The following is a 19682-nucleotide window of genomic DNA, read 5'->3' on the forward strand; positions in this document are numbered from 1 at the left end:
CTCATCGTGTTACGTCACATTTCCCGGTCGTTGTTGACACGGCGCGATATTCCGTACTCTCGCTGCAAGGGCACCAGCCCATCCGACCTTCCGACCGTTCCAGGGGGAACACATGTCCGCACCCGAGACCTGGCGTTTCGAGACCAAGCAGATCCACTCGGGCGCCGCCCCCGACCCCGTCACCAAGGCCAGGGCGACGCCGATCTACCAGACCACGTCCTACGTGTTCGACAGCGCCGACCACGCCGCGAACCTCTTCGCGCTCGCCGAGTTCGGCAACATCTACACCCGCATCCAGAACCCGACCCAGGACGTCCTGGAGCAGCGCCTCGCCGCGCTCGAAGGGGGCACCGGCGCCCTCGTCCTCTCCAGCGGTCAGGCCGCCTCGACCTTCGCGATCCTCAACATCGCGCAGGCCGGCGACCACTTCGTCGCGTCGAGCTCGATCTACGGCGGCACCTACAACCTCTTCAAGTACACCCTCGCCAAGCTCGGCATCGAGGTCACCTTCGTCGAGAACCAGGACGACCCGGAGGAGTGGCGTCGCGCCGTCCGCCCGAACACGAAGCTGTTCTTCGCGGAGACCATCGGCAACCCGCAGATCAACGTGCTCGACATCCGCACGGTCGCCGACATCGCGCACGAGAGCGGCGTCCCGCTGATCGTCGACAACACGATCGCCACCCCGTACCTCATCCGTCCGTTCGAGCACGGCGCCGACGTCGTCGTCCACTCGATCACGAAGTTCCTCGGCGGCCACGGCACCACGATCGGCGGCGTCGTGATCGACGGCGGCTCCTTCGCCTGGTCGGAGAACGTCGAGAAGTTCCCCGGCCTCACCGAGCCGGACCCCTCCTACCACGGCGCCAGCTACACGGCCGCGGTCGGCGACCCGCTCGCCTACATCATCAAGGCCCGCGTGCAGCTGCTCCGCGACCTCGGCTCGGCCATCGCCCCGCAGAGCGCGTGGAACCTCATCCAGGGTGTCGAGACGCTGTCGCTGCGCATCGAGCGCCACGTGCAGAACGCCCAGGAGATCGCCGAGTGGCTGGACAGCCGCGACGACGTGGCCGCGGTCAACTACTCCGGCCTGCCGTCCTCGCCCTGGTACGCCAAGGCGAACGAGTACGCCCCGAAGGGTGTCGGCGCCGTGCTCTCGTTCGAGCTCAAGGGCGGGGTCGAGGCCGGACGCGAGTTCGTCAACAGCCTCTCCCTGTTCAGCCACCTCGCCAACATCGGCGATGTGCGCTCGCTCGTCATCCACCCGGCCTCCACGACGCACGCGCAGCTCACCCCGGAGCAGCAGCTCACCGCGGGCGTGACCCCCGGCCTCGTGCGCCTGTCCGTGGGACTCGAGAACATCGAGGACCTCAAGGCCGATCTCGACCAGGCGCTCGCCGCCGCGCGCGCCGTCTCCGAGGCCGCACGCGCCTGAGCGCATGCCTCCGCGAGGGCCCCGGACCGCACGGTCCGGGGCCTTCGTCGGGTCCGGTGTCGTAACCTGCGGGCCGGAACGCACCCGCCAGGCGAGAATGGAGACATGGACTGGCAGACGACCTCCGAGGACACGGTGCCGTCGGCACCGGTGACGGAGGCCGACGTCCGGCTACTCCGTGCCCGCCCGCCGGCCACCGGCGCGTGGCAGGACGGCGACCCCGTCGGCGGCCGCCGCTTCGCCGCGTTCGGCGCCTTCGACACCGAGAGCGGAGCCCAGCTCCCCGGCATCCGCCTCGCGTACGAGAGCTGGGGCGAGCTCAACGCGGCTCGCGACAACGCCGTGCTCGTCCTGCACGCCCTCACCGGGGACAGCCATGTGCGCGGAGACGCCGGTGCCGGCCACCCGACCGCCGGCTGGTGGGAGGACGTCGTCGGCCCCGGTGCGCCGCTCGACACCGACGAGTGGTTCGTGATCGCGCCGAACATGCTCGGCGGCTGCCAGGGATCGACCGGCCCCGCGAGCATCGCCCCGGACGGCTACGAGTGGGCGTCGCGCTTCCCCTACCTCACCATCCGCGACCAGGTGGCGGCGCAGGTGCGCCTGGCCGACGCGCTCGGCATCGACAGCTGGGCGGCGGTGATCGGCGGCTCGATGGGCGGCATGCACGCGCTCGAGTGGGCCGTGGCGCAGCCGGACCGCGTGCAGCGCCTCGCCGTGCTCTCCTCGCCTCCGGTCACCACCGCCGACCAGATCGCGCTCAACACCGTGCAGCTCGAGACGATCCGCATGGACCCGCGCTTCCAGGGCGGCGAGTACTACGACCTCGCGGACGGCGACGGCCCGCACCGCGGCCTCGCCCTCGCCCGCCGCATGGCGCTGCTGAACTACCGCAGCCCGATCGAGCTCAACCAGCGGTTCCAGCGCTCCTGGCAGTCGGACGTGTCGCCGCTCGGCCACGGCGGACGCTTCGCCGTGGAGTCCTACCTCGACTTCCACGGGAACAAGTTCACGCGCCGCTTCGACGCCAACAGCTACATCACCCTCGTCGAGGCCATGAACTCGCACGACGTCGGCCGGGGCCGCGGCGGCGCGGAGGAAGCCCTGAAGGCGGTGACCGCGACGACCCTCGTCCTCGGCATCGACAGCGACCGCCTCTTCCCGGTCGACGGTCAGCAGCGGATCGCCCGGAGCATCCGGAACGTGCTCGATGGCGAGGCGGTGGTGCTCACGAGCGACTTCGGCCACGACGGGTTCCTCATCGAGACCGAGGCCGTCGGCACGCACCTGCGGCGCCTGCTCGACGCCTGAACCGCGTCAGGCCGGGTCGAACCGCCACGGCAGGGTGTGGGCGTGCAGAGTCCCCTGTGCCCAGCCGAACGCCCGCCCGCCGTCGCGCACCTCCGTCTGGAACAGCTCGACCGCTCCGCCGGAGGCCAGCGCGGCCTCGACGTCGGTGAAGGCGGAGAGCCGGTGCAGCGTGAGCCAGGTGGGTGGGAAGAGCCGCCACTCCCCCGCCGCGTGCCGCTCGAAGGCCGTGACCGGTGACACCCAGGCGAGTTCGACGACCTCGTCGGCGGCGGGTGACGGCTCGGCGTCGGGGGCGGGGGCGAGGAAGAACCAGGTGCGGATCCGCACGGGCGCCTCCGCGGGCGGCCGCCATTCCGAGAGAGGCACCAGGTCGTCGACGACGAGTCCGACCTCCTCCGCGGTCTCTCGGGCGGCGGCACGGCGCGCGTCCTCGACGTCCGCGGCGCCCGCCTGACGATCCCCCGGCTCGACCTTCCCGCCGGGGAATACCCAGGCGTCCGCGAAGGAGCCTCGCGACGGACGGCGCAGCAGCAGCACCTCGAAGCCCCCGGAACTCGGGCGCAGCAGCACGACGGTTCCGGCGAGCGGGATGTCGTCGTCGGGAGCGGTCACCCCGTCACTCTACGACGCGAGGACCGGCGTCTGCGCCACCCGCCGTGCCTCCACGCGGAACGACACCAGAGCGATGAGGAGTCCGGCCACCGCGAGCACAGCCCCGGTCCACGCCGGTGCCGTGAAGCCCCAGCCGATCGCGATCACGATGCCGCCGAGGAAGGCACCGAGGCTGTTGCCGATGTTCAACGCGGAATGGTTCATGGCCGCCGCGATGGACTGGTTGTCTCCGGCCACGTCCATCAACCGCGTCTGGATCGTCGGGCTGAGCACGGACGAGACGAACCCGACGAGGACCACGACGAGGCTCAGGCTCACGATCCAGAACGAGAGCACGGCGAGGAGAGCGAACACGACGGCCATCGCGGCGAGGCCCAGCAGCAGCGTGCGGCGGAGGTCGATGTCGGCGAGATGACCGCCGACGAGGTTCCCGCCCGTCATGCCGAGCCCCATCAGCACGAGCACGATCGGCACGACCCAGTCCGGGGATCCCGCCACCTCCGTCACGAGCGGGGCGATGTAGCTGTAGACGGCGAAGAACCCGCCGAAGCCGATCGCCCCGACGCCGAGCGTGAACCAGACCTGACCGATGCGGAACACCCCGAGCTCCGCCCGCATCGTGCGTCCGGGGTTCCCCGGGTGCGCGGGCACGAACAGCGCGATGAAGACGGTGGCGAGCGCGAAGACGAGCGCGACGACCGCGAAGGCCGCGCGCCAGCCCCACTCCTGGCCGAGGAAGGTGCCCAGCGGCACGCCGACGACATTGGCGACGGTGAGCCCGGTGAGGATGAACGCCACGCCCTTGGCACGGTTGCCCGGCCCCATCACATCGGCGGCGACCAGCGCGCCGATGCCGAAGTACGCGCCGTGCGGGAGCCCGGCGAGGAAGCGCGAGACCCCGACGAGCTCGAACGTCGGCAGCACCACGGTGAGCGCGTTGAAGACGGTGAGCGCGAGGGCGAGCACGATCATCACCCGATGCCGCGGATAGCGGGCGACGAAGCCGGCGATGGTCGGGGCGCCGATGACCACGCCGAGTGCGTACAGCGAGATCAGCCAGCCGGCCTGGCTCAGCGCCTCCTCCTGGCTCGACGCCCAGACGGACGGGAGGAGGTCGGCGGCGATGTTCGGCAGCAGGCCCATGACGACGAACTCGGTCATGCCGATGCCGAAACTGCCGATGGCGAGGGAGAGGAGCGCCCACTTCGCCGCACCCCTCGAAGGTGTCGAGGGATTCACCGGTTCAGCTTACCGGTCGTCGGACTCCTCGATCGCCGCCTCCAGGCGCTCGACCTTGGCGTCGAGCTCGCCCGCATAGCCGGGGCGGATGTCCGCCTTGAGGACGAGGGACACGCGCGATCCGTACGGCATGACCGCCTCGGTCGCCCGCTTGACCACGTCCATCACGGTGTCCCAGTCGGGCCCCTCGATCTCGGTGAACATGCTCGTCGTACGGTGCGGGAGGCCCGACGCGCGGACGACGCGCACCGCGGCGGCCACGGCGTCGTGCACGGAGGCATCGGGGCGCTCGGCACCGTCGGCGGGCGTGCCGCTGGGGGCGACGGAGAAGGCGATCAGCATGGGTTCACTCCTGGGTTCGGGGACGACGGACGGCGGGGACCCGCGCGAGCGCGACGGCGCTCACGGCGGCGAGGACGACGAGCAGCGCGTTGCGCATCGTGAGCAGCACGACGGGGGCGGCTTCGGCCCGCAGCAGCCCGTCGTAGCTCAGCGGATACACGAGACACGTGAGCAGGCACAGCGCGAGCACGAGGGCGGCGGCGGTGCGCGCCCGGCGGCGGTCGAGCACGAGCCACAGGATCACCGGTGCGAGCAGCCAGGTCTGGAACTGCGGCGAGCCGACCTTGTTCAGGGCGATGAGCACCGTCACCAGGAGCAGGGCCAGCGGGGGGAAGAGTCGCGCGAACGACGCGCCGCGGGCGGCCTTGACCCCGCCCACGACGGTGACGACGGCGGCGGCGAGCACCAGGACCGGCGTGAGGACCGTCGCGACGACCTCCGCGCCCGGCGCGACGATCTGGAAGGTGAGGATGTCGTAGCTGTACTCGATGCGGGCGGCCCCCGTCACGGCCATCCAGAGGGACGGCGTCGCGGCGACCGCCTCGATCTGGAGTCCCCGGCCGGTCTGCGCGGTGAGGAAGCCGAGGATCTCGGTGTCGGCGCCGAGCAGCAGGAGCATGACCACCACCCCGGCGGTGATGCCCGCGGCGGCCAGGAGCATCCGCAGCCGCGCCCTCCCGGCCACGACCGCCGCGAGGAGGAGCGCACCGGGCCAGATCTTGATCCAGGCGCCGATGGTCAGCAGCGCCGCGGCGATGGTCGGGCGGGTCACCAGCCAGAGGCCGGCCACGACGGCGATCGGCACGGTGACGGCATCGATGCGGTACAGCGCGATGGGTCCGAGGAGGAGCAGGGCCGCGCACCAGAACCACGCGGCGGTGCGGCGCGCCCGCACGTGTCCGCGCCCGACGAGCACGGCGAAGGCGACGGCGTCGAGCACCGTGACCAGCAGCGCCCACCCGATGAGGTAGGCGCCCGAGACGCCGAGCAGCGGGAGGAACGGGGCGGCGAGCACGGCCGCGAGCATCATCGGCAGGAGCGCGAGCTGCGGATACACCCACGACTCCGTGACGCCCACGATCCCCCCGCCGCTCCACGCGGCCGTCGACCAGGGCTCGTAGACCAGCACGACGTCCCCCATGGGCTGGCTCGGGTAGACCCAGCCCAGCCACGCGGTCACGAGGTGGACGAGGAGGAAGGCGATCCACAGGCCGAGCGCGCTCCTCCGGGCCGTGTTCCTCACGACAGGAGATCCTCGACCGCGCGGGGCAGCGCCTCCGCGACGTCGAGCGCGACGATCGGATGGCCGCTCGCACCCCCGGTCGCGGCGGCGGCGAGGCGGGCGGCGTGCCCGTGCAGCCAGACGGCCGCCGCAGCGGACTCGACGAGCGGGCTGCCCGGATTCGCGGCGATCACGGCGGCGACGATCCCCGCCAGCACGTCCCCGGTCCCGGCCGTGGCGAGCCAGCCGGTCCCCGCCTCGACGGCGATGAGCGTGCCGTCGGGTGCCGCGAGAACGGTGCGCGCGCCCTTGCGCAGCACCACGCCGTCGATCGCGGCGGACGCGTCGCGGACGTCTGCGAGGTCGTCGGACGCCTCGATGCCGACATGCTCGCGCAGCCGCGCGAACTCCCGGCCGTGCGGCGTGGCGACGAACGGGGCGCGTGCGGTCGGCGCCAGATCGAGCGCTCCGGCGTCGATGACCACGGGGACGTCGCCGCCGACGATCTCGCGCAGCGCCTGCGCCTCCGCCGCGCTCCGGTCTTCCGGGTCGGTCCCGGAGCCGATCACCCAGGCACCGATCCGCGTGCGTCCGGCATCCGGCCCCCCGACGGTCTCGGGACGCCGGGCGAGCACCGCCGCCACCGCCGTCGCCGCACCCACGTAGCGCACGAATCCGGCACCGGCCCGCCACGCGGCCTCGACGCCCAGCACCGCGGCGCCGGGATAGGCGGCCGATCCGGTGCGCACGCCCACGACGCCGCGCGAGTACTTGTCGTCCTCGGCGGTCGGAGCGCGGAAGAACCGCGCCGCGTCGCTGCGGGACCACTCGCGCACGTCGCTCATGACTCCACGTTAGCCCGACGGCCCTCTCCCGTCCGCGCCGGCGGTACCGTCGAACGGTGAGTCTCCTCTTCTCCCCGCTGACCATCCGCTCCGCCACGTTCCGCAACCGCCTCTGGGTGTCCCCCATGTGCATGTACAGCGCCGTCGACGGCGTGGCGCAGGAGTGGCATCACACCCACCTCGCGCAGTTCGCCTCGGGCGGTGCCGGGCTCATCGTCGCCGAGGCCACGGCCGTCGTCCCGGAGGGGCGGATCTCCCCTCGCGACCTCGGCCTCTGGGACGACGCGCAGCGCGACGCCCTGGCCCCGATCGTCCGCGCGATCCACGACCGCGGGGCCGCCGCGGGCATCCAGCTCGCGCACGCCGGGCGGAAGGCCTCGACCTGGTGGCCGTGGGCCGACGAGCGCGGCTCGGTCCCCGCCGCCGCGGGCGGATGGACGACCACCGCGCCGTCGCCGGTAGCCTACGAAGGATTCACCGCGCCGGTCGCGCTGGACGCGGCGGGCATCGACCGCGTGGTCGACGGATTCGCCGCGGCGACCAGGCGGGCGCTCGAGGCGGGCTTCGACGTCATCGAGATCCACGGCGCCCACGGGTACCTCCTGCACCAGTTCCTGTCGCCGCTGTCCAACCTCCGGGAGGACGAGTACGGCGGCTCGCTGGAGAACCGGGCCCGGCTGCTGTTGCGTGTCGTGGACGCGGTGCGCGAGGCGGCCGGCGACGACGTGCCGCTGTTCGTCCGCATCTCGGCGACCGATCATGCCGAGGGCGGCTTCACGCCCGAGGAGGCCGCGACGGTCGGCGGCTGGGCGACCGCGCGCGGCGCCGACCTCATCGACGTCTCCAGCGGCGGCCTCGTCGCGCACCAGCGCATCAGCGTCTCCCCCGGCTACCAGGTCCCCCTCGCCGAGACCGTCCGCCAGGGCGGGCGGATCCCGGTGTCGGCCGTGGGCCTCATCACCGCCGCCGCACAGGCCGAGCAGGTGCTGGTCGACGGTGCGGCCGACACGATCTTCGCCGGACGGGAGTGGCTGCGCGACCCGCACTTCGCGCTGCGGGCCGCACACGAGCTGGGCGACGAGGTCGCCTGGCCGCCGCAGTACGAGCGGGCGCACTGGCGCTGACGCCCATGACGAAGGCCGCCGGTTCCCCGAGGGAGCCGGCGGCCTTCGCGTATCCGGATGTCAGTGACCGCGGACGCGACGGGTCGCGTCCTGCACCTCGCCGACGAGCTCCTCGAGGATGTCCTCCAGGAACAGCACGGCCGTGGTCTCCCCGCGGGCGTCGCGGACCTTGGCCAGGTGGCGCCCCGCCCGGCGCATGACGGCGAGGGCGTCCTCCAGGTCGGTGTCCTCCTGCACGGGCACCATGTGATGGATGCGCTTGCCGGGGATCGGCTCGAGCACCTTGGCCTCGGCATCCGGGCCCTCCGAGGCCCGCAGGATGTCCTTGAGGTGGACGTAGCCGATGGGGACGTCCTCGTCGTCGACGATCACGTAGCGCGAGAACCCGTAGCGGGCCACCGCCTTCTCGATGTCGTCGGGCGTGGTCGTCTGCGGCAGCGTGACGAGGTCGCTCAGCGGCACGGCCACGTCGCGAGCCTTCTTGTCGGTGAACTCGACCGCGGCCGTGACCGTGCCCGCGGTGTCCATGAGCACACCCTCACGGCGCGACTGGTTGACGATGGTCGCGACCTCGTCGAGGGTGAACGTCGACGCCGCCTCGTTCTTCGGCTCCACGCGGAAGAGGCGCAGCACGCCGTTCGCCGCCGCGTTCAGCAGCCAGATCACCGGCATGAACACCTTCGACACCCACACCAGCGGCGTCGCCAGCAGCAGCACGGCACGGTCCGGGACGGAGAACGCGAGGTTCTTCGGGACCATCTCGCCGAACACGACGTGCAGGAACGACACGATGAGCAGCGCGATCGTGAACGACACGACGTCCACCGCGCCGTCCGACCAGCCCAGCGCGTGCAGCGGCACGGCGAGCAGGTGGTGGATGGCGGGCTCGGAGACGTTCAGGATGAGCAGCGAGCAGATCGTGATGCCGAGCTGCGAGGTCGCGAGCATGAGCGTCGCGTGCTCCATGGCGTACAGCGCCGTCTTGGCCGGGCGCGAGCCGCGCTCCGCCTTCGGCTCGATCTGCGAGCGCCGCGCGGAGATCACGGCGAACTCGGCGCCGACGAAGAACGCGTTCGCCGCCAGCAGGACGACGAGCCAGGCGAGGCCTCCCCAATCGCTCACAGGGACACCCCCTCGATGACGACGGTGTCCGGTCTCGGGACGTAGCGCACCCGATCCACCCGGCGGCCGTCCATGCGGACCACCTGCAGCGTGCCGCTCTCCAGCGGCACCTCGTCGCCGACGACCGGCACCCGCTCGAGGACGCTCATGACGTAGCCGCCGACCGTGTCGTACACATCGCCCTCCGGCACCTCGACGCCCGCACGGCTGCGCAGCTCGTCCGGACGCAGCTCGCCGGGGAAGGTCACCCCGTCGCGGTTGCGGATGATGCCGGCCCTCGTCCGGTCGTGCTCGTCGGACACCTCGCCGACGAGCTCCTCCACGAGGTCCTCCAGCGTCACGATGCCGGCCGTCCCGCCGTACTCGTCGACGACGACCGCGAGCTGATATCCGCGACCGCGGAGGTCAGAGATCAGGGCGTCGACGTGGGCGGTCTCCGGCACGCGCAGGGGATCGGTCGCGAGAGCACCGACGGGCACCTCGGCCCTGCGCTCCCGCGGCACCGAGATGGCGGCCTTGAGATGCACGACGCCCGTGATGTCGTCGAGGTCCTCGTCGAAGACCGGGAAACGGCTGTGGCCGGTGCGCCGCGCCAGCTGGATCACATCGTCCACGGAGTCGCCGGCGGCGATCGCGTGCATGCTGGGGCGCGCCGTCATGACGTCCGCCGCCGTGAGCCGGGAGAAGGTGAGCGTGCGGTCCAGCAGCGTCGCGGTGTCGGCCTCCAGCACTCCCGCACTCGCCGACCGTCGCACGAGCGAGGAGAGCTCCTCCGCGCTGCGGGCGCCGGAGAGCTCCTCCTTGGGCTCGATGCCCATGCTGCGCAGCACGCCGTTCGCGCTGCCGTTCAGCACGACCACCGCCGGCTTGAACACCGTCGTGAAGGCGATCTGGAACGGCACGACGAGCTTCGCCGTGGCCAGGGGCAGCGCCAGCGCGAAGTTCTTCGGGACGAGCTCGCCGAGGATCATCGAGAGCACCGTCGCGACGAACATCGCCACCACGGTCGCGATGGGCGCGACGGCGGCTTCCGGGATGCTCCAGGCGACGAGCGTGGGGCGCAGGATGTTCGACAGCGCCGGCTCCATCGTGTATCCGGTCAGCAGCGTGGTCAGCGTGATGCCGAGCTGCGCCGAGGAGAGATGCGTCGAGGTGTGCCGCAGGGCGCTGATCGTCAGGGAGAGGCGGGACTCGCCTCGCGCCTGCCGCGCTTCGAGATCCGCGCGGTCGAGGTTCACGAGGGCGAACTCGCTCGCGACGAAGAGGCCGGTGCCGACCGTGAGCAGAAGCCCCACGCCCAACATGATGTAGTCCATCAGATCTTCCTCTCCGGGGAGAGAACGGGACGGTGGGGCGATGTTCGGCAACTGGGAGGGTCGTCCATAGTGCGCTCGATTCTACAGAAGCGGACTGTGGCCGCGGCAGGTGATCACCAACTGACCGGCAGCGCCTTGCCCTCCTCGTAGCCCGCCGCCGACTGCAGTCCCACGAGAGCGCGGTCGTGGAACTCCGGAACGGTGGCGGCACCGGCGTAGGTGAAGGACGACCGCACGCCCGACGTGATCATGTCGAGCAGGTCCTCAATTCCCGGGCGCAGCGGGTCGAGGTAGATCTTGGAGGAGGAGATGCCCTCGGCGAACAGCTCCTTGCGTGCGCGCTCGTAGGCGTCGAGCCGTCCGAACCGCGCCTGCACGGCCTTGGTCGAGGCCATCCCCCAGGACTCCTTGAACAGGCGCCCGTCCGCGTCGCGCTGGAGCTCCCCCGGAGCCTCGATCGTCCCGGCGAACCAGGAGCCGACCATGACGGAGGCGGCACCGGCCGCGAGCGCGAGGGCGACGTCCCGCGGGTAGCGCACCCCGCCGTCGGCCCAGACGTGCGCTCCGGCCTCGGCGGCGGCCTGCGCGGTCTCCAGCACCGCGGAGAACTGGGGGCGGCCGACCGCCGTCATCATCCGGGTCGTGCACATCGCCCCGGGACCGACACCGACCTTGAGGATCGAGGCGCCCGCGTCGACCAGATCCCGCACGCCGTCCGCCGTGACGATGTTCCCCGCGACGATGGGGAGTCCGAGTCCCAGGGACGCGACCTCCTGCAGCGCCCGGAGCATGCCCTCCTGGTGCCCGTGCGCGGTGTCGACGACGAGCACGTCCACTCCGGCCGCCGCGAGCGCCTTCGCCTTGGCGCCGACGTCGCCGTTGATGCCGACCGCCGCGGCGACGGCGAGGCGCCCGTCGGCGTCCACGGCCGGCCGGTACAGCGTGGCGCGCAGAGCGCTGCGGGCGCTCAGCGTCCCGACGAGGTGTCCGTGGTGCACGACGGTGACGATCTCGACGTCCGCCTCGGTGATGACGTCGAAGGCATGCCGCTCGGAGCCGATGTCGTCCGCGTCGATGGACGGCGTCCCGCGGTGCACGAGGTCGCCGAGCTGCGCGTCGGGCAGCGCGGTCGCGAGGCGGGTGGCCGGGAGCACGCCGACGATGCGGTCGACGGGGATCGGCGCCGCGCCGTGGGCCACGACGATCCCGTGGCCCGCCGCGGCGGGGAGCAGGCGGAGGGCGTCCGCGACGGTCGCCTCCGGGGACAGCACGAGCGGCGTGTCCCAGAGCACCGGCTGCCCCTTCACGTCGCGGATCGCGGCGTCGAGCTCCTGGAGCGGGAGGTCCTGCGGCAGCACGCCCAGCGCCCCTCGGCGCGCGAGCACGGCGGCGATCCGCGGCCCGGTCACCGAGTTCATGTTCGCGGCGACGAGCGGCAGCGTCGCCGGGGTGCCGTCGTGGGGAGCGAGATCGACCTGGAGGCGGCTGGTGACGGCCGAACGGCGCGGCACCAGGAAGACGTCCGAGTAGGTCAGATCGACGGTCGGCTGCGCACCTGAGAACTCCATGTCTCCACGGTACCCAGATCGGCGCGCCACGGGTCGTGCTGTTCGACGTCTCCTCGGTCGAAACAGGTTAGGCTTGGTGGTCGAGAGTGTGCGGGCCCGAGCGCATCCTGCGTCGTGCGTCCGCATCGGAGATCTTCAGCGATGAAAGAGGGCGATAGAGCGTGTCGAACCAGGTGACCGGCGTCGGTGGCGACGGGGGGTTCGGAGCCAATTCCTGGCTCGTCGAAGAGCTCTACGAGCAGTTCAAGGAGAACCGCGACTCGGTCGACAAGGAGTGGTGGCCCATTCTGGAGAAGTACCACTCCGAGACCACGGCCGCCGGAGGCGCTGCCGCTCCCGCCGCGACCGCGGCCCCGGCGCACCCCGTGACCGCTCCCATCCCCGTGATCGGTGCACAGCCCGTCGCCCGCACCACCGCGAAGCCGGCGGCCGCCGCGCCGATCCCCGCCCAGGCGCCGAAGCCGAAGCAGGAGTCCAAGGAGACGCAGCAGCCGTCCGAAGAGGACAAGGTCACCCCGCTGCGCGGCCTGCCGAAGACCCTCGCCGCGAACATGGACGAATCGCTCACCGTCCCCACCGCGACGAGCGTCCGCACGGTCCCGGCCAAGCTGATGATCGACAACCGCATCGTCATCAACAACCACATGGCCCGCACCCGCGGCGGCAAGGTCAGCTTCACGCACCTCATCGGCTGGGCGCTCATCCGCACCCTCGACGAGTTCCGCAGCCAGAACGTCTTCTACGCCGAGATCGACGGCAAGCCCTCCGTCGTGGCCCCCGCGCACGTCAACCTCGGCATCGCGATCGACCTGCCCAAGCCGGACGGCACCCGCGCCCTCATGGTCCCGAGCATCAAGCGTGCCGACACCATGACCTTCACCGAGTACCTCGCCGCCTACGAGGACCTCGTCACCCGCGCGCGCTCCAACAAGCTCACCGCCGCCGACTTCCAGGGCACGACGGTCTCGCTCACCAACCCGGGCGGCATCGGCACGGTGCACTCCGTCCCGCGTCTCATGAAGGGCCAGGGCTGCATCATCGGCGCCGGCGCCCTCGAGTACCCGGCCGAGTTCCAGGGCGCGAGCGACAAGACGCTCAACGAGCTGGCGATCGGCAAGACGATCACGCTCACGAGCACCTACGACCACCGCGTCATCCAGGGCGCCGGCTCCGGCGAGTTCCTGAAGAAGGTGCACGAGCTGCTCATCGGGCAACGCGGCTTCTACGACGACATCTTCGCGGCGCTGCGCATCCCGTACGCGCCGATCCGCTGGAACCCCGACATCGCGGTCGACCTCGCCGAGCGCGTCGACAAGCAGTCCCGCGTGCAGGAGCTCATCAACTCCTTCCGCGTGCGCGGCCACCTCATGGCCGACATCGACCCACTCGAGTACCGTCAGCGCTCGCACCCCGATCTGGAGATCGAGAGCCACGGCCTGACGTTCTGGGACCTCGACCGCGAGTTCGTCACAGGCGGGTTCGGCGGACGCCGCGTCGCCAAGCTCCGCGACATCCTCGGCGTGCTGCGCGACTCGTACTGCCGCACGCTCGGCATCGAGTACATGCACATCCAGGACCCGGAGCAGCGCCGCTGGTTCCAGGAGAAGGTGGAGGTCAAGTACCAGAAGCCCGGCCATGACGAGCAGCTGCGCGTGCTGCGCAAGCTCAACGAGGCCGAGGCCTTCGAGACCTTCCTGCAGACGAAGTTCGTCGGCCAGAAGCGCTTCTCGCTCGAGGGCGGCGAGTCGCTGATCCCGCTCCTCGACGAGATCCTCCAGGGCGCGGCCACGGCCGGGCTGGAGGGCGCCGCGATCGGCATGGCCCACCGCGGCCGCCTGAACGTGCTCACCAACATCGCCGGCAAGACGTACGGCCAGGTCTTCCGCGAGTTCGAGGGCACGCAGACCCCCGGCAACCAGCGCGGCTCGGGCGACGTGAAGTACCACCTGGGCACCGAGGGCACGTTCGTCGCCGACGACGGCTCGGCGCTGCCGGTGTACCTCGCGGCCAACCCCTCCCACCTGGAGACGGTCGACGGCGTGCTGGAGGGCATCGTCCGCGCCAAGCAGGACCGCAAGCCCATCGGGACCTTCGCCTGGCTGCCGATCCTCGTCCACGGCGACGCGGCGTTCGCCGGTCAGGGCGTCGTCGTCGAGACCCTGCAGATGTCCCAGCTGCGCGGCTACCGCACCGGCGGCACCATCCACGTGGTCGTCAACAACCAGGTCGGGTTCACCACGACGCCGAGCGATGCACGCACCTCGGTGTACGCGACCGACGTCGCCAAGACGATCCAGGCGCCGGTCTTCCACGTGAACGGCGACGACCCCGAGGCCGTCATCCACGTCGCGCAGCTCGCGTTCGAGTACCGCGAGCGCTTCCACCGCGACGTCGTGATCGACCTCGTCTGCTACCGCCGACGCGGGCACAACGAGGGCGACGACCCCTCGATGACGCAGCCCCTGATGACCGACCTCATCCAGGCGAAGCGCTCCGTCCGCCGCCTCTACACGGAGTCCCTCGTCGGTCGCGGCGACATCACCGAGGAGGAGTACGACGAGGCCAAGGCCGACTTCCAGAACCGTCTGGAGATCGCCTTCGCCGAGACGCACGCCGCCGAGACCGGCGCCACCCCGATCGCCCCGGAGGAGGTCCCGCAGGTCGAGGACCAGGTCGGAGCCCCCGAGGTCACCGGTGTGCCGGCCGAGGTCATCCGCCTCATCGGCGACGCGTTCGTGAACAAGCCCGAGGGCTTCACGGTGCACCCGAAGATCCAGCAGCTGCTGGACAAGCGCCTGGACATGAGCCGCAACGGGAACATCGACTGGGGCTTCGGCGAGCTGCTCGCCTTCGGCTCGCTCCTGGTCGAGGGCACCCCGGTGCGCCTCGCCGGCCAGGACTCGCGCCGCGGGACCTTCGTGCAGCGGCACGCCGCGCTCCACGACCGGGCGAACGGCCAGGAGTGGCTGCCGCTGTCGAACCTGTCCGACGCGCAGGGCCGCTTCTTCGTCTACGACTCGCTGCTCAGCGAGTACGCCGCGCTCGGCTTCGAGTACGGCTACTCCGTGGAGGCTCCCGAGGCCCTGGTGCTGTGGGAGGCGCAGTTCGGCGACTTCGTCAACGGCGCCCAGTCGGTCATCGACGAGTACATCTCCGCCGCGGAGCAGAAGTGGGGTCAGCAGTCCAGCGTCACGCTCCTGCTCCCCCACGGCTACGAAGGCCAGGGGCCGGACCACTCCTCCGCACGCATCGAGCGGTTCCTGCAGCTGTGCGCCCAGGACAACATGATCGTGGCGCGCCCGTCGACCCCGGCGTCGCACTTCCACCTGCTGCGCCGTCAGGCCTACGCCCGTCCGCGCAAGCCGCTGATCGTGTTCACGCCGAAGGCGATGCTGCGCCTGCGCGGCGCGACCAGCCCGGTGGAGGCGTTCACCGGAGGCCGCTTCGAGCCGGTCCTCGACGACGACCGCGGTCTCGACCGTTCCGCCGTGAAGCGCGTCCTCGTGCACAGCGGCAAGGTGCACTGGGATCTCCGCGCCGAGCTGGAGAAGAACCCGAACCCGGAGATCGCCCTGGTGCGTCTGGAGCAGCTCTACCCGACGCCCATCGACGAGCTGAAGAAGATCACCGACTCGTACCCGAACGCCGAGCTCGTGTGGGTGCAGGAGGAGCCGGAGAACCAGGGAGCCTGGCCGTTCCTGGCGCTGGCCTTCGCGGACGTCCCCGGCGACCGCTCCTTCCGCCCGGTCTCGCGTCCGGCGTCGGCCTCGCCGGCGACGGGCTCGTCCAAGGTGCACGCGACCGAGCAGGCCGCGCTCATCCGTGCGGCGGTCACCCTGGGCTGACCACCTCTCGGACGACGAAGGGCGCCCCGGCTTCGGCCGGGGCGCCCTTCGTCGTCCGTGGGTCAGTACCAGATGTCGAGGGACGGCGCGGGGAAGGCGACGAACGCGCGGTCCAGCGCCTCGACGGCTTCGGTCGCGCCGGTGATCCGGCCCGCTCCGTGCAGCGCGGCGACACGGACGCTGCCCGCATAGATCGATGAGAGCGCGGAGACGTCGAGGGCGAGGGTCGCGTCGGCGCCCGGAGCGTCCTCGACGTGCGCCCGACCCACCGCGTCGACGCGCAGCCGCCAGGTGCCCGCGGCGAATCCGAGGGCGTCCTCGATGTGGAGCACGGTGTCCAGCGGCGCGGCATACGTCCGTGCCGTGAGCGCGGACGGGACGTCCAGGACCCGGAGCCAGCCGTGGTCGTGCACCTCCTGGGTGACACCGCGGGGATCCGCGACCAGCCACGGCAGGGCGTCGTCAAGCGGTCGGAGATCGGCGGTCACCTCGTCGACGAGGTCGTGCTGCAGCGCGAACCGCCACAGCGCGGCGGTCGCCTCCGCCGTCTCGCCGACGAGCAGGCGCACGTGCAGCGCGAACCGGAACGTGCCGCCGCGTTCGCTGAGGTGGAAGGCCATCACGCCGCGCACCTGACCGGACTCGTCGCGATAGCGGAGACCGCGCACCCGGTCCCGATCGGTGTCGGTGGTCGCGAGCCCGCTGATGCCCGCCCAGCGGGCCGGCCACCCCGGGACCTGACCCGACCGCGCGGTGCGGGCGCGCTCGTGCGCCTCCGCCAGCGCGGCGGCGAGCTCCTCGCGCTCGAGGTACTCGACCCGACCAGCGGGGACGGGCCCCGCCCAGCCGGCGCGACGCACGTCCACCGTGAAGCGCGACACCGGCACGGCCGAGCCGAAGCCGTACCGCCCGTAGATCGTCGCCTCGGACACCGTGAGTCCGGCGACCGGGAGTCCGGCGTCGACGGCGGCGCGCAGCTCCCCCTCCAGCAGCGCCCGCGCGATGCCACGACGACGATGCGTGCCGGCCACCGTGACCCCGCTGATCGCCCACATCCCGATCTCGCCGCCGGGGACGGTCAGCGGCGTCACCCAGGAATCGATGGTCGCCACCGGGAAGCGGTCGGCAGGGGCGTCGGGTTCGTACACCCCGATGTTGCGCCGGCTCCTCAGGGTGCCGACGCCTTCCTCGCGCGCCGCCTCCGAGGGATCGGCGCCGAGGAACCCGCGGGCCATGGCCCGCTGGAAGGCGGCGACCCGCGTCGCGTCCGTCGTATCCAGGACCCGATAGTCGAGGTCCTCCCCCGCGAGGCGGTCGACGGAGGTCTGGTCAGCGGGGATCCCGCGCGCATCGATGAGGGCCATGCACACAGCCTACGGGCGGTCTCCGACGCGCCGCGCGCCCGCGGACGCCTCAGTGCTGAGCGGCCTGGACCTCGCGCAGCCGGGCGAACACCTGATCGCGCAGCTCCTCCGGAGCGGTCTCCTTGCAGGCACGGGCGATGACCTCGGTGAGGGTCGTCGCCACCAGCGCCTCGTCCCGGCACGCCGGGCAGTTCTCCAGGTGCTCGCGGATCTCGGCGTGCTCGGTCTTGCACACCTCGTTGCGGAGGTACTCCTCCAGATCCTGACGGGCCTTGTCGCAGCCGCAGTCGCTCATTTCTTGCTCCTCGGTTCAGCCGCGGCGATTCCCCGCTCCGCGGCGTAGTCGGCCAGCAGCTCCCGCAGCATCCGCCTGCCACGGTGCAGACGGCTCATCACGGTGCCGATGGGGGTCTTCATGATGTCGGCGATCTCCTGGTACGCGAAGCCCTCGACGTCGGCGAGGTACACCGCGAGCCGGAAGTCCTCCGGAACCGCCTGCAGGGCGTCCTTCACGACCGACGCCGGCATGCGATCGATGGCTTCCGCCTCCGCCGAGCGGCTGTGCGAAGCCGTCGTCGACTCCGCACCGCCGAGCTGCCAGTCCTCGAGTTCGTCGATGGTGCCCTGGAAGGGCTCGCGCTGCCGCTTGCGGTAGATGTTGATGTACGTGTTGGTGAGGATCCGGTACAGCCACGCCTTGAGGTTCGTCCCCTGCGCGAACGTCGACCAGGAGCCGTAGGCCTTGACGAAGGTCTCCTGCACGAGGTCCGCGGCGTCCGCGGGATTGCGCGTCATACGCATCGCGGCGGCGTACAGCTGGTCCATGAAGGGGAGCGCCTGCTCCTCGAACTCGCGCCGAGGGTCGCCGACGGGGGCTGCGGTTGCGGTGTCGTCCATCACCGGCCAGTCTAGGCGGCCGAGGTCGATCACCTCGCGTTCCAGCGTCGCAGGCATCCTCTTCCCTTCGCACCGAGGCCGCCTCTCACGAGGACGGCGCTGCGTTTACTAAGGTGAGAACCGATGAGCGCCAAAAGGTATTCCCCCACCCGTGTGCAGGGCGCCTACCCCGCGCCCACGATCGACGGCCCGGTGCATGCCGAGCTCACGATCCCCGGCTCCAAGTCCCTCACGAACCGCGAGCTCCTCATCGCGGCGATCGCGGACGGCCCCGGCCGCCTGATCGCCCCGCTGCACTCGGACGACTCGCAGCGCATGGTGGAGGCCCTCCGCGCGCTCGGCGTCGGCATCGAGGAGGTCGACGCCGGTCACGAGTTCGGTCCCGACCTCGTGATCACACCCGGCAAGCTCCGCGGCGGCACGACCATCGACTGCGGCCAGGCCGGTACGGTCATGCGCTTCATCGCGCCACTGGCCGGCCTCGCCGAGCAGGACGTGCACCTCACCGCACACGAGACGGCCCTGCACCGCCCCATGGGCGCGCTCATCAGCGCCCTGCGCGACCTCGGCGTCGACATCGACGACGAGGGCACGTGGGCCCTCCCGTTCACCATCCGCGGCCACGGCCACATCCGCGGCGGTCGTGTGGAGATCGACGCGTCGGCCTCCAGCCAGTTCGTATCCGGGCTGCTGCTCGCGGCCCCGCGCTTCGACGTCGGCCTGCACCTCGTACACACCGGCGAGCGCCTGCCGAGCCTGCCGCACATCGACATGACCATCGAGGCCCTGAGCCGCCGCGGCATCCGCATCGAGCGCCCCGCGGTCGGCGAGTGGCTGGTGGAGGCCGGAGTCCCCCGCGCCAAGGAGATCCCGATCGAGCCGGATCTCTCCAATGCCGCCCCGTTCCTCGCCGCGGCCCTCGTGGCCGGCGGCTCCGTCGCGATCACCGGCTGGCCGGCGCACTCGACCCAGCCCGGAGCGCTGCTCCCCGAGATCCTGCAGGCGGCGGGCGCCCACGTGAGCCGGCACGGCGGGGTGCTCACCGTCCGCGCCGGTGCCGGCATCCGCGGACTCGATCTCGATCTCTCCGCCGCCAGCGAGCTCACGCCCACCCTCGTCGGTCTCGCGGCCTTCGCCGACGGCCCGACGACCATCCGCGGCATCGGTCACATCCGCCTCCATGAGACCGACCGGATCGCGGCGCTCGTCGGGAACCTGCGCGCGCTGGGCGGGACCGCCGAGGAGCTCCCCGACGGCATCCGCATCGTTCCCGGCCCGCTCCGGGGCGGTTCCTGGGCCGCGCACCACGACCACCGGATGGCGACGACCGGCGCGCTGATCGGCCTTCGCGTCCCGGACGTCGTGATCGACGACATCGGCACCACCGCCAAGACCCTCCCGGAGTTCACCATGCTCTGGGAGCGGATGCTGCGAGGCTGA

At 71.6% G+C, this 19682-nt stretch carries 16 protein-coding genes; 5 read left to right on the top strand and 11 right to left on the bottom strand.

The genetic code is table 11. The annotated features are described in order from the left end of the window. Positions 1–112: 112 nt before the first annotated feature. Positions 113–1435 carry a bifunctional o-acetylhomoserine/o-acetylserine sulfhydrylase gene (locus ACIQID_RS04825; RefSeq protein WP_400282476.1) on the top strand — a complete coding sequence of 441 codons (1323 nt, stop codon included), beginning with the start codon at positions 113–115 and terminating at the stop codon, positions 1433–1435. A gap of 105 nt (positions 1436–1540) precedes the next feature. Next, positions 1541–2746 (top strand): homoserine O-acetyltransferase, encoded by a 1206-nt coding sequence (locus ACIQID_RS04830; RefSeq protein WP_400282479.1) that lies wholly within the window; start codon positions 1541–1543, stop codon positions 2744–2746. A gap of 6 nt (positions 2747–2752) precedes the next feature. Here the strand turns inward: ACIQID_RS04830 and ACIQID_RS04835 are convergent, their stop codons facing one another. The 5 genes from ACIQID_RS04835 to ACIQID_RS04855 are packed head-to-tail and all read right to left on the bottom strand — an operon-like array spanning position 2753 to position 7006. After that, positions 2753–3358, bottom strand: a complete 606-nt coding sequence (locus ACIQID_RS04835) for an NUDIX domain-containing protein (protein WP_400282481.1) — start codon at positions 3356–3358, stop codon at positions 2753–2755. 9 nt (positions 3359–3367) lie between these two features. After that, positions 3368–4597 (bottom strand): MFS transporter, encoded by a 1230-nt coding sequence (locus ACIQID_RS04840; protein WP_292789216.1) that lies wholly within the window; start codon positions 4595–4597, stop codon positions 3368–3370. Positions 4598–4606: 9 nt separating this feature from the next. Then, entirely contained in the window at positions 4607–4939 is a 333-nt protein-coding gene (locus tag ACIQID_RS04845; RefSeq protein ID WP_312673049.1) for a thiamine-binding protein, read from the bottom strand. Between the two features lie 4 nt (positions 4940–4943). Further along, on the bottom strand, positions 4944–6182 hold the full coding sequence (locus ACIQID_RS04850; RefSeq protein ID WP_400282486.1) for a hypothetical protein: 1239 nt from the start codon (positions 6180–6182) through the stop codon (positions 4944–4946). Then, positions 6179–7006 (bottom strand): NAD(P)H-hydrate dehydratase, encoded by an 828-nt coding sequence (locus tag ACIQID_RS04855; protein WP_400282489.1) that lies wholly within the window; start codon positions 7004–7006, stop codon positions 6179–6181. The genes ACIQID_RS04850 and ACIQID_RS04855 overlap by 4 nt, the downstream gene beginning before the upstream one ends. A gap of 56 nt (positions 7007–7062) precedes the next feature. On the opposite strand from ACIQID_RS04855, the gene ACIQID_RS04860 reads away from it, so the two are divergent. Further along, positions 7063–8130, top strand: coding sequence for an NADH:flavin oxidoreductase/NADH oxidase (locus ACIQID_RS04860; protein ID WP_400282492.1), 1068 nt, complete (start codon positions 7063–7065; stop codon positions 8128–8130). A 60-nt stretch (positions 8131–8190) separates the two neighbouring features. Here ACIQID_RS04860 and ACIQID_RS04865 read toward each other — a convergent pair whose 3' ends face one another. The 3 genes from ACIQID_RS04865 to ACIQID_RS04875 all read right to left on the bottom strand — a co-directional run bounded on the left by ACIQID_RS04865 (position 8191) and on the right by ACIQID_RS04875 (position 12136). Next, positions 8191–9252, bottom strand: a complete 1062-nt coding sequence (locus ACIQID_RS04865; RefSeq protein ID WP_312673053.1) for a hemolysin family protein — start codon at positions 9250–9252, stop codon at positions 8191–8193. Further along, on the bottom strand, positions 9249–10568 hold the full coding sequence (locus tag ACIQID_RS04870) for a hemolysin family protein (RefSeq protein WP_312673054.1): 1320 nt from the start codon (positions 10566–10568) through the stop codon (positions 9249–9251). Before ACIQID_RS04870 ends, ACIQID_RS04865 begins: the two co-directional genes overlap by 4 nt. A 113-nt stretch (positions 10569–10681) precedes the next feature. After that, on the bottom strand, positions 10682–12136 hold the full coding sequence (locus ACIQID_RS04875) for a GuaB1 family IMP dehydrogenase-related protein (RefSeq protein ID WP_400282497.1): 1455 nt from the start codon (positions 12134–12136) through the stop codon (positions 10682–10684). Between the two features lie 161 nt (positions 12137–12297). On the opposite strand from ACIQID_RS04875, the gene ACIQID_RS04880 reads away from it, so the two are divergent. Then, positions 12298–15981 carry a multifunctional oxoglutarate decarboxylase/oxoglutarate dehydrogenase thiamine pyrophosphate-binding subunit/dihydrolipoyllysine-residue succinyltransferase subunit gene (locus ACIQID_RS04880; protein WP_400282500.1) on the top strand — a complete coding sequence of 1228 codons (3684 nt, stop codon included), beginning with the start codon at positions 12298–12300 and terminating at the stop codon, positions 15979–15981. A gap of 62 nt (positions 15982–16043) precedes the next feature. Here ACIQID_RS04880 and ACIQID_RS04885 read toward each other — a convergent pair whose 3' ends face one another. Genes ACIQID_RS04885 through ACIQID_RS04895 form a run of 3 tightly spaced genes read right to left on the bottom strand, consistent with a single transcriptional unit; the run spans position 16044 to position 18299 of the window. After that, a complete protein-coding gene (locus ACIQID_RS04885) occupies positions 16044–17345 on the bottom strand; it encodes a GNAT family N-acetyltransferase (protein ID WP_400282503.1) in 1302 nt (433 codons plus the stop codon). Positions 17346–17394: 49 nt separating this feature from the next. Beyond that, a complete protein-coding gene (locus tag ACIQID_RS04890; protein ID WP_025103064.1) occupies positions 17395–17640 on the bottom strand; it encodes a zf-HC2 domain-containing protein in 246 nt (81 codons plus the stop codon). Next, on the bottom strand, positions 17637–18299 hold the full coding sequence (locus ACIQID_RS04895; protein WP_396654615.1) for a sigma-70 family RNA polymerase sigma factor: 663 nt from the start codon (positions 18297–18299) through the stop codon (positions 17637–17639). Before ACIQID_RS04895 ends, ACIQID_RS04890 begins: the two co-directional genes overlap by 4 nt. Positions 18300–18365: 66 nt before the next feature. On the opposite strand from ACIQID_RS04895, the gene aroA reads away from it, so the two are divergent. After that, positions 18366–19682 carry a 3-phosphoshikimate 1-carboxyvinyltransferase gene (gene aroA / locus ACIQID_RS04900; RefSeq protein ID WP_312673063.1) on the top strand — a complete coding sequence of 439 codons (1317 nt, stop codon included), beginning with the start codon at positions 18366–18368 and terminating at the stop codon, positions 19680–19682.

This window comes from Microbacterium sp. NPDC091676, assembly GCF_044756645.1.
Taxonomy (GTDB): Bacteria; Actinomycetota; Actinomycetes; order Actinomycetales; family Microbacteriaceae; genus Microbacterium; species Microbacterium paraoxydans_D.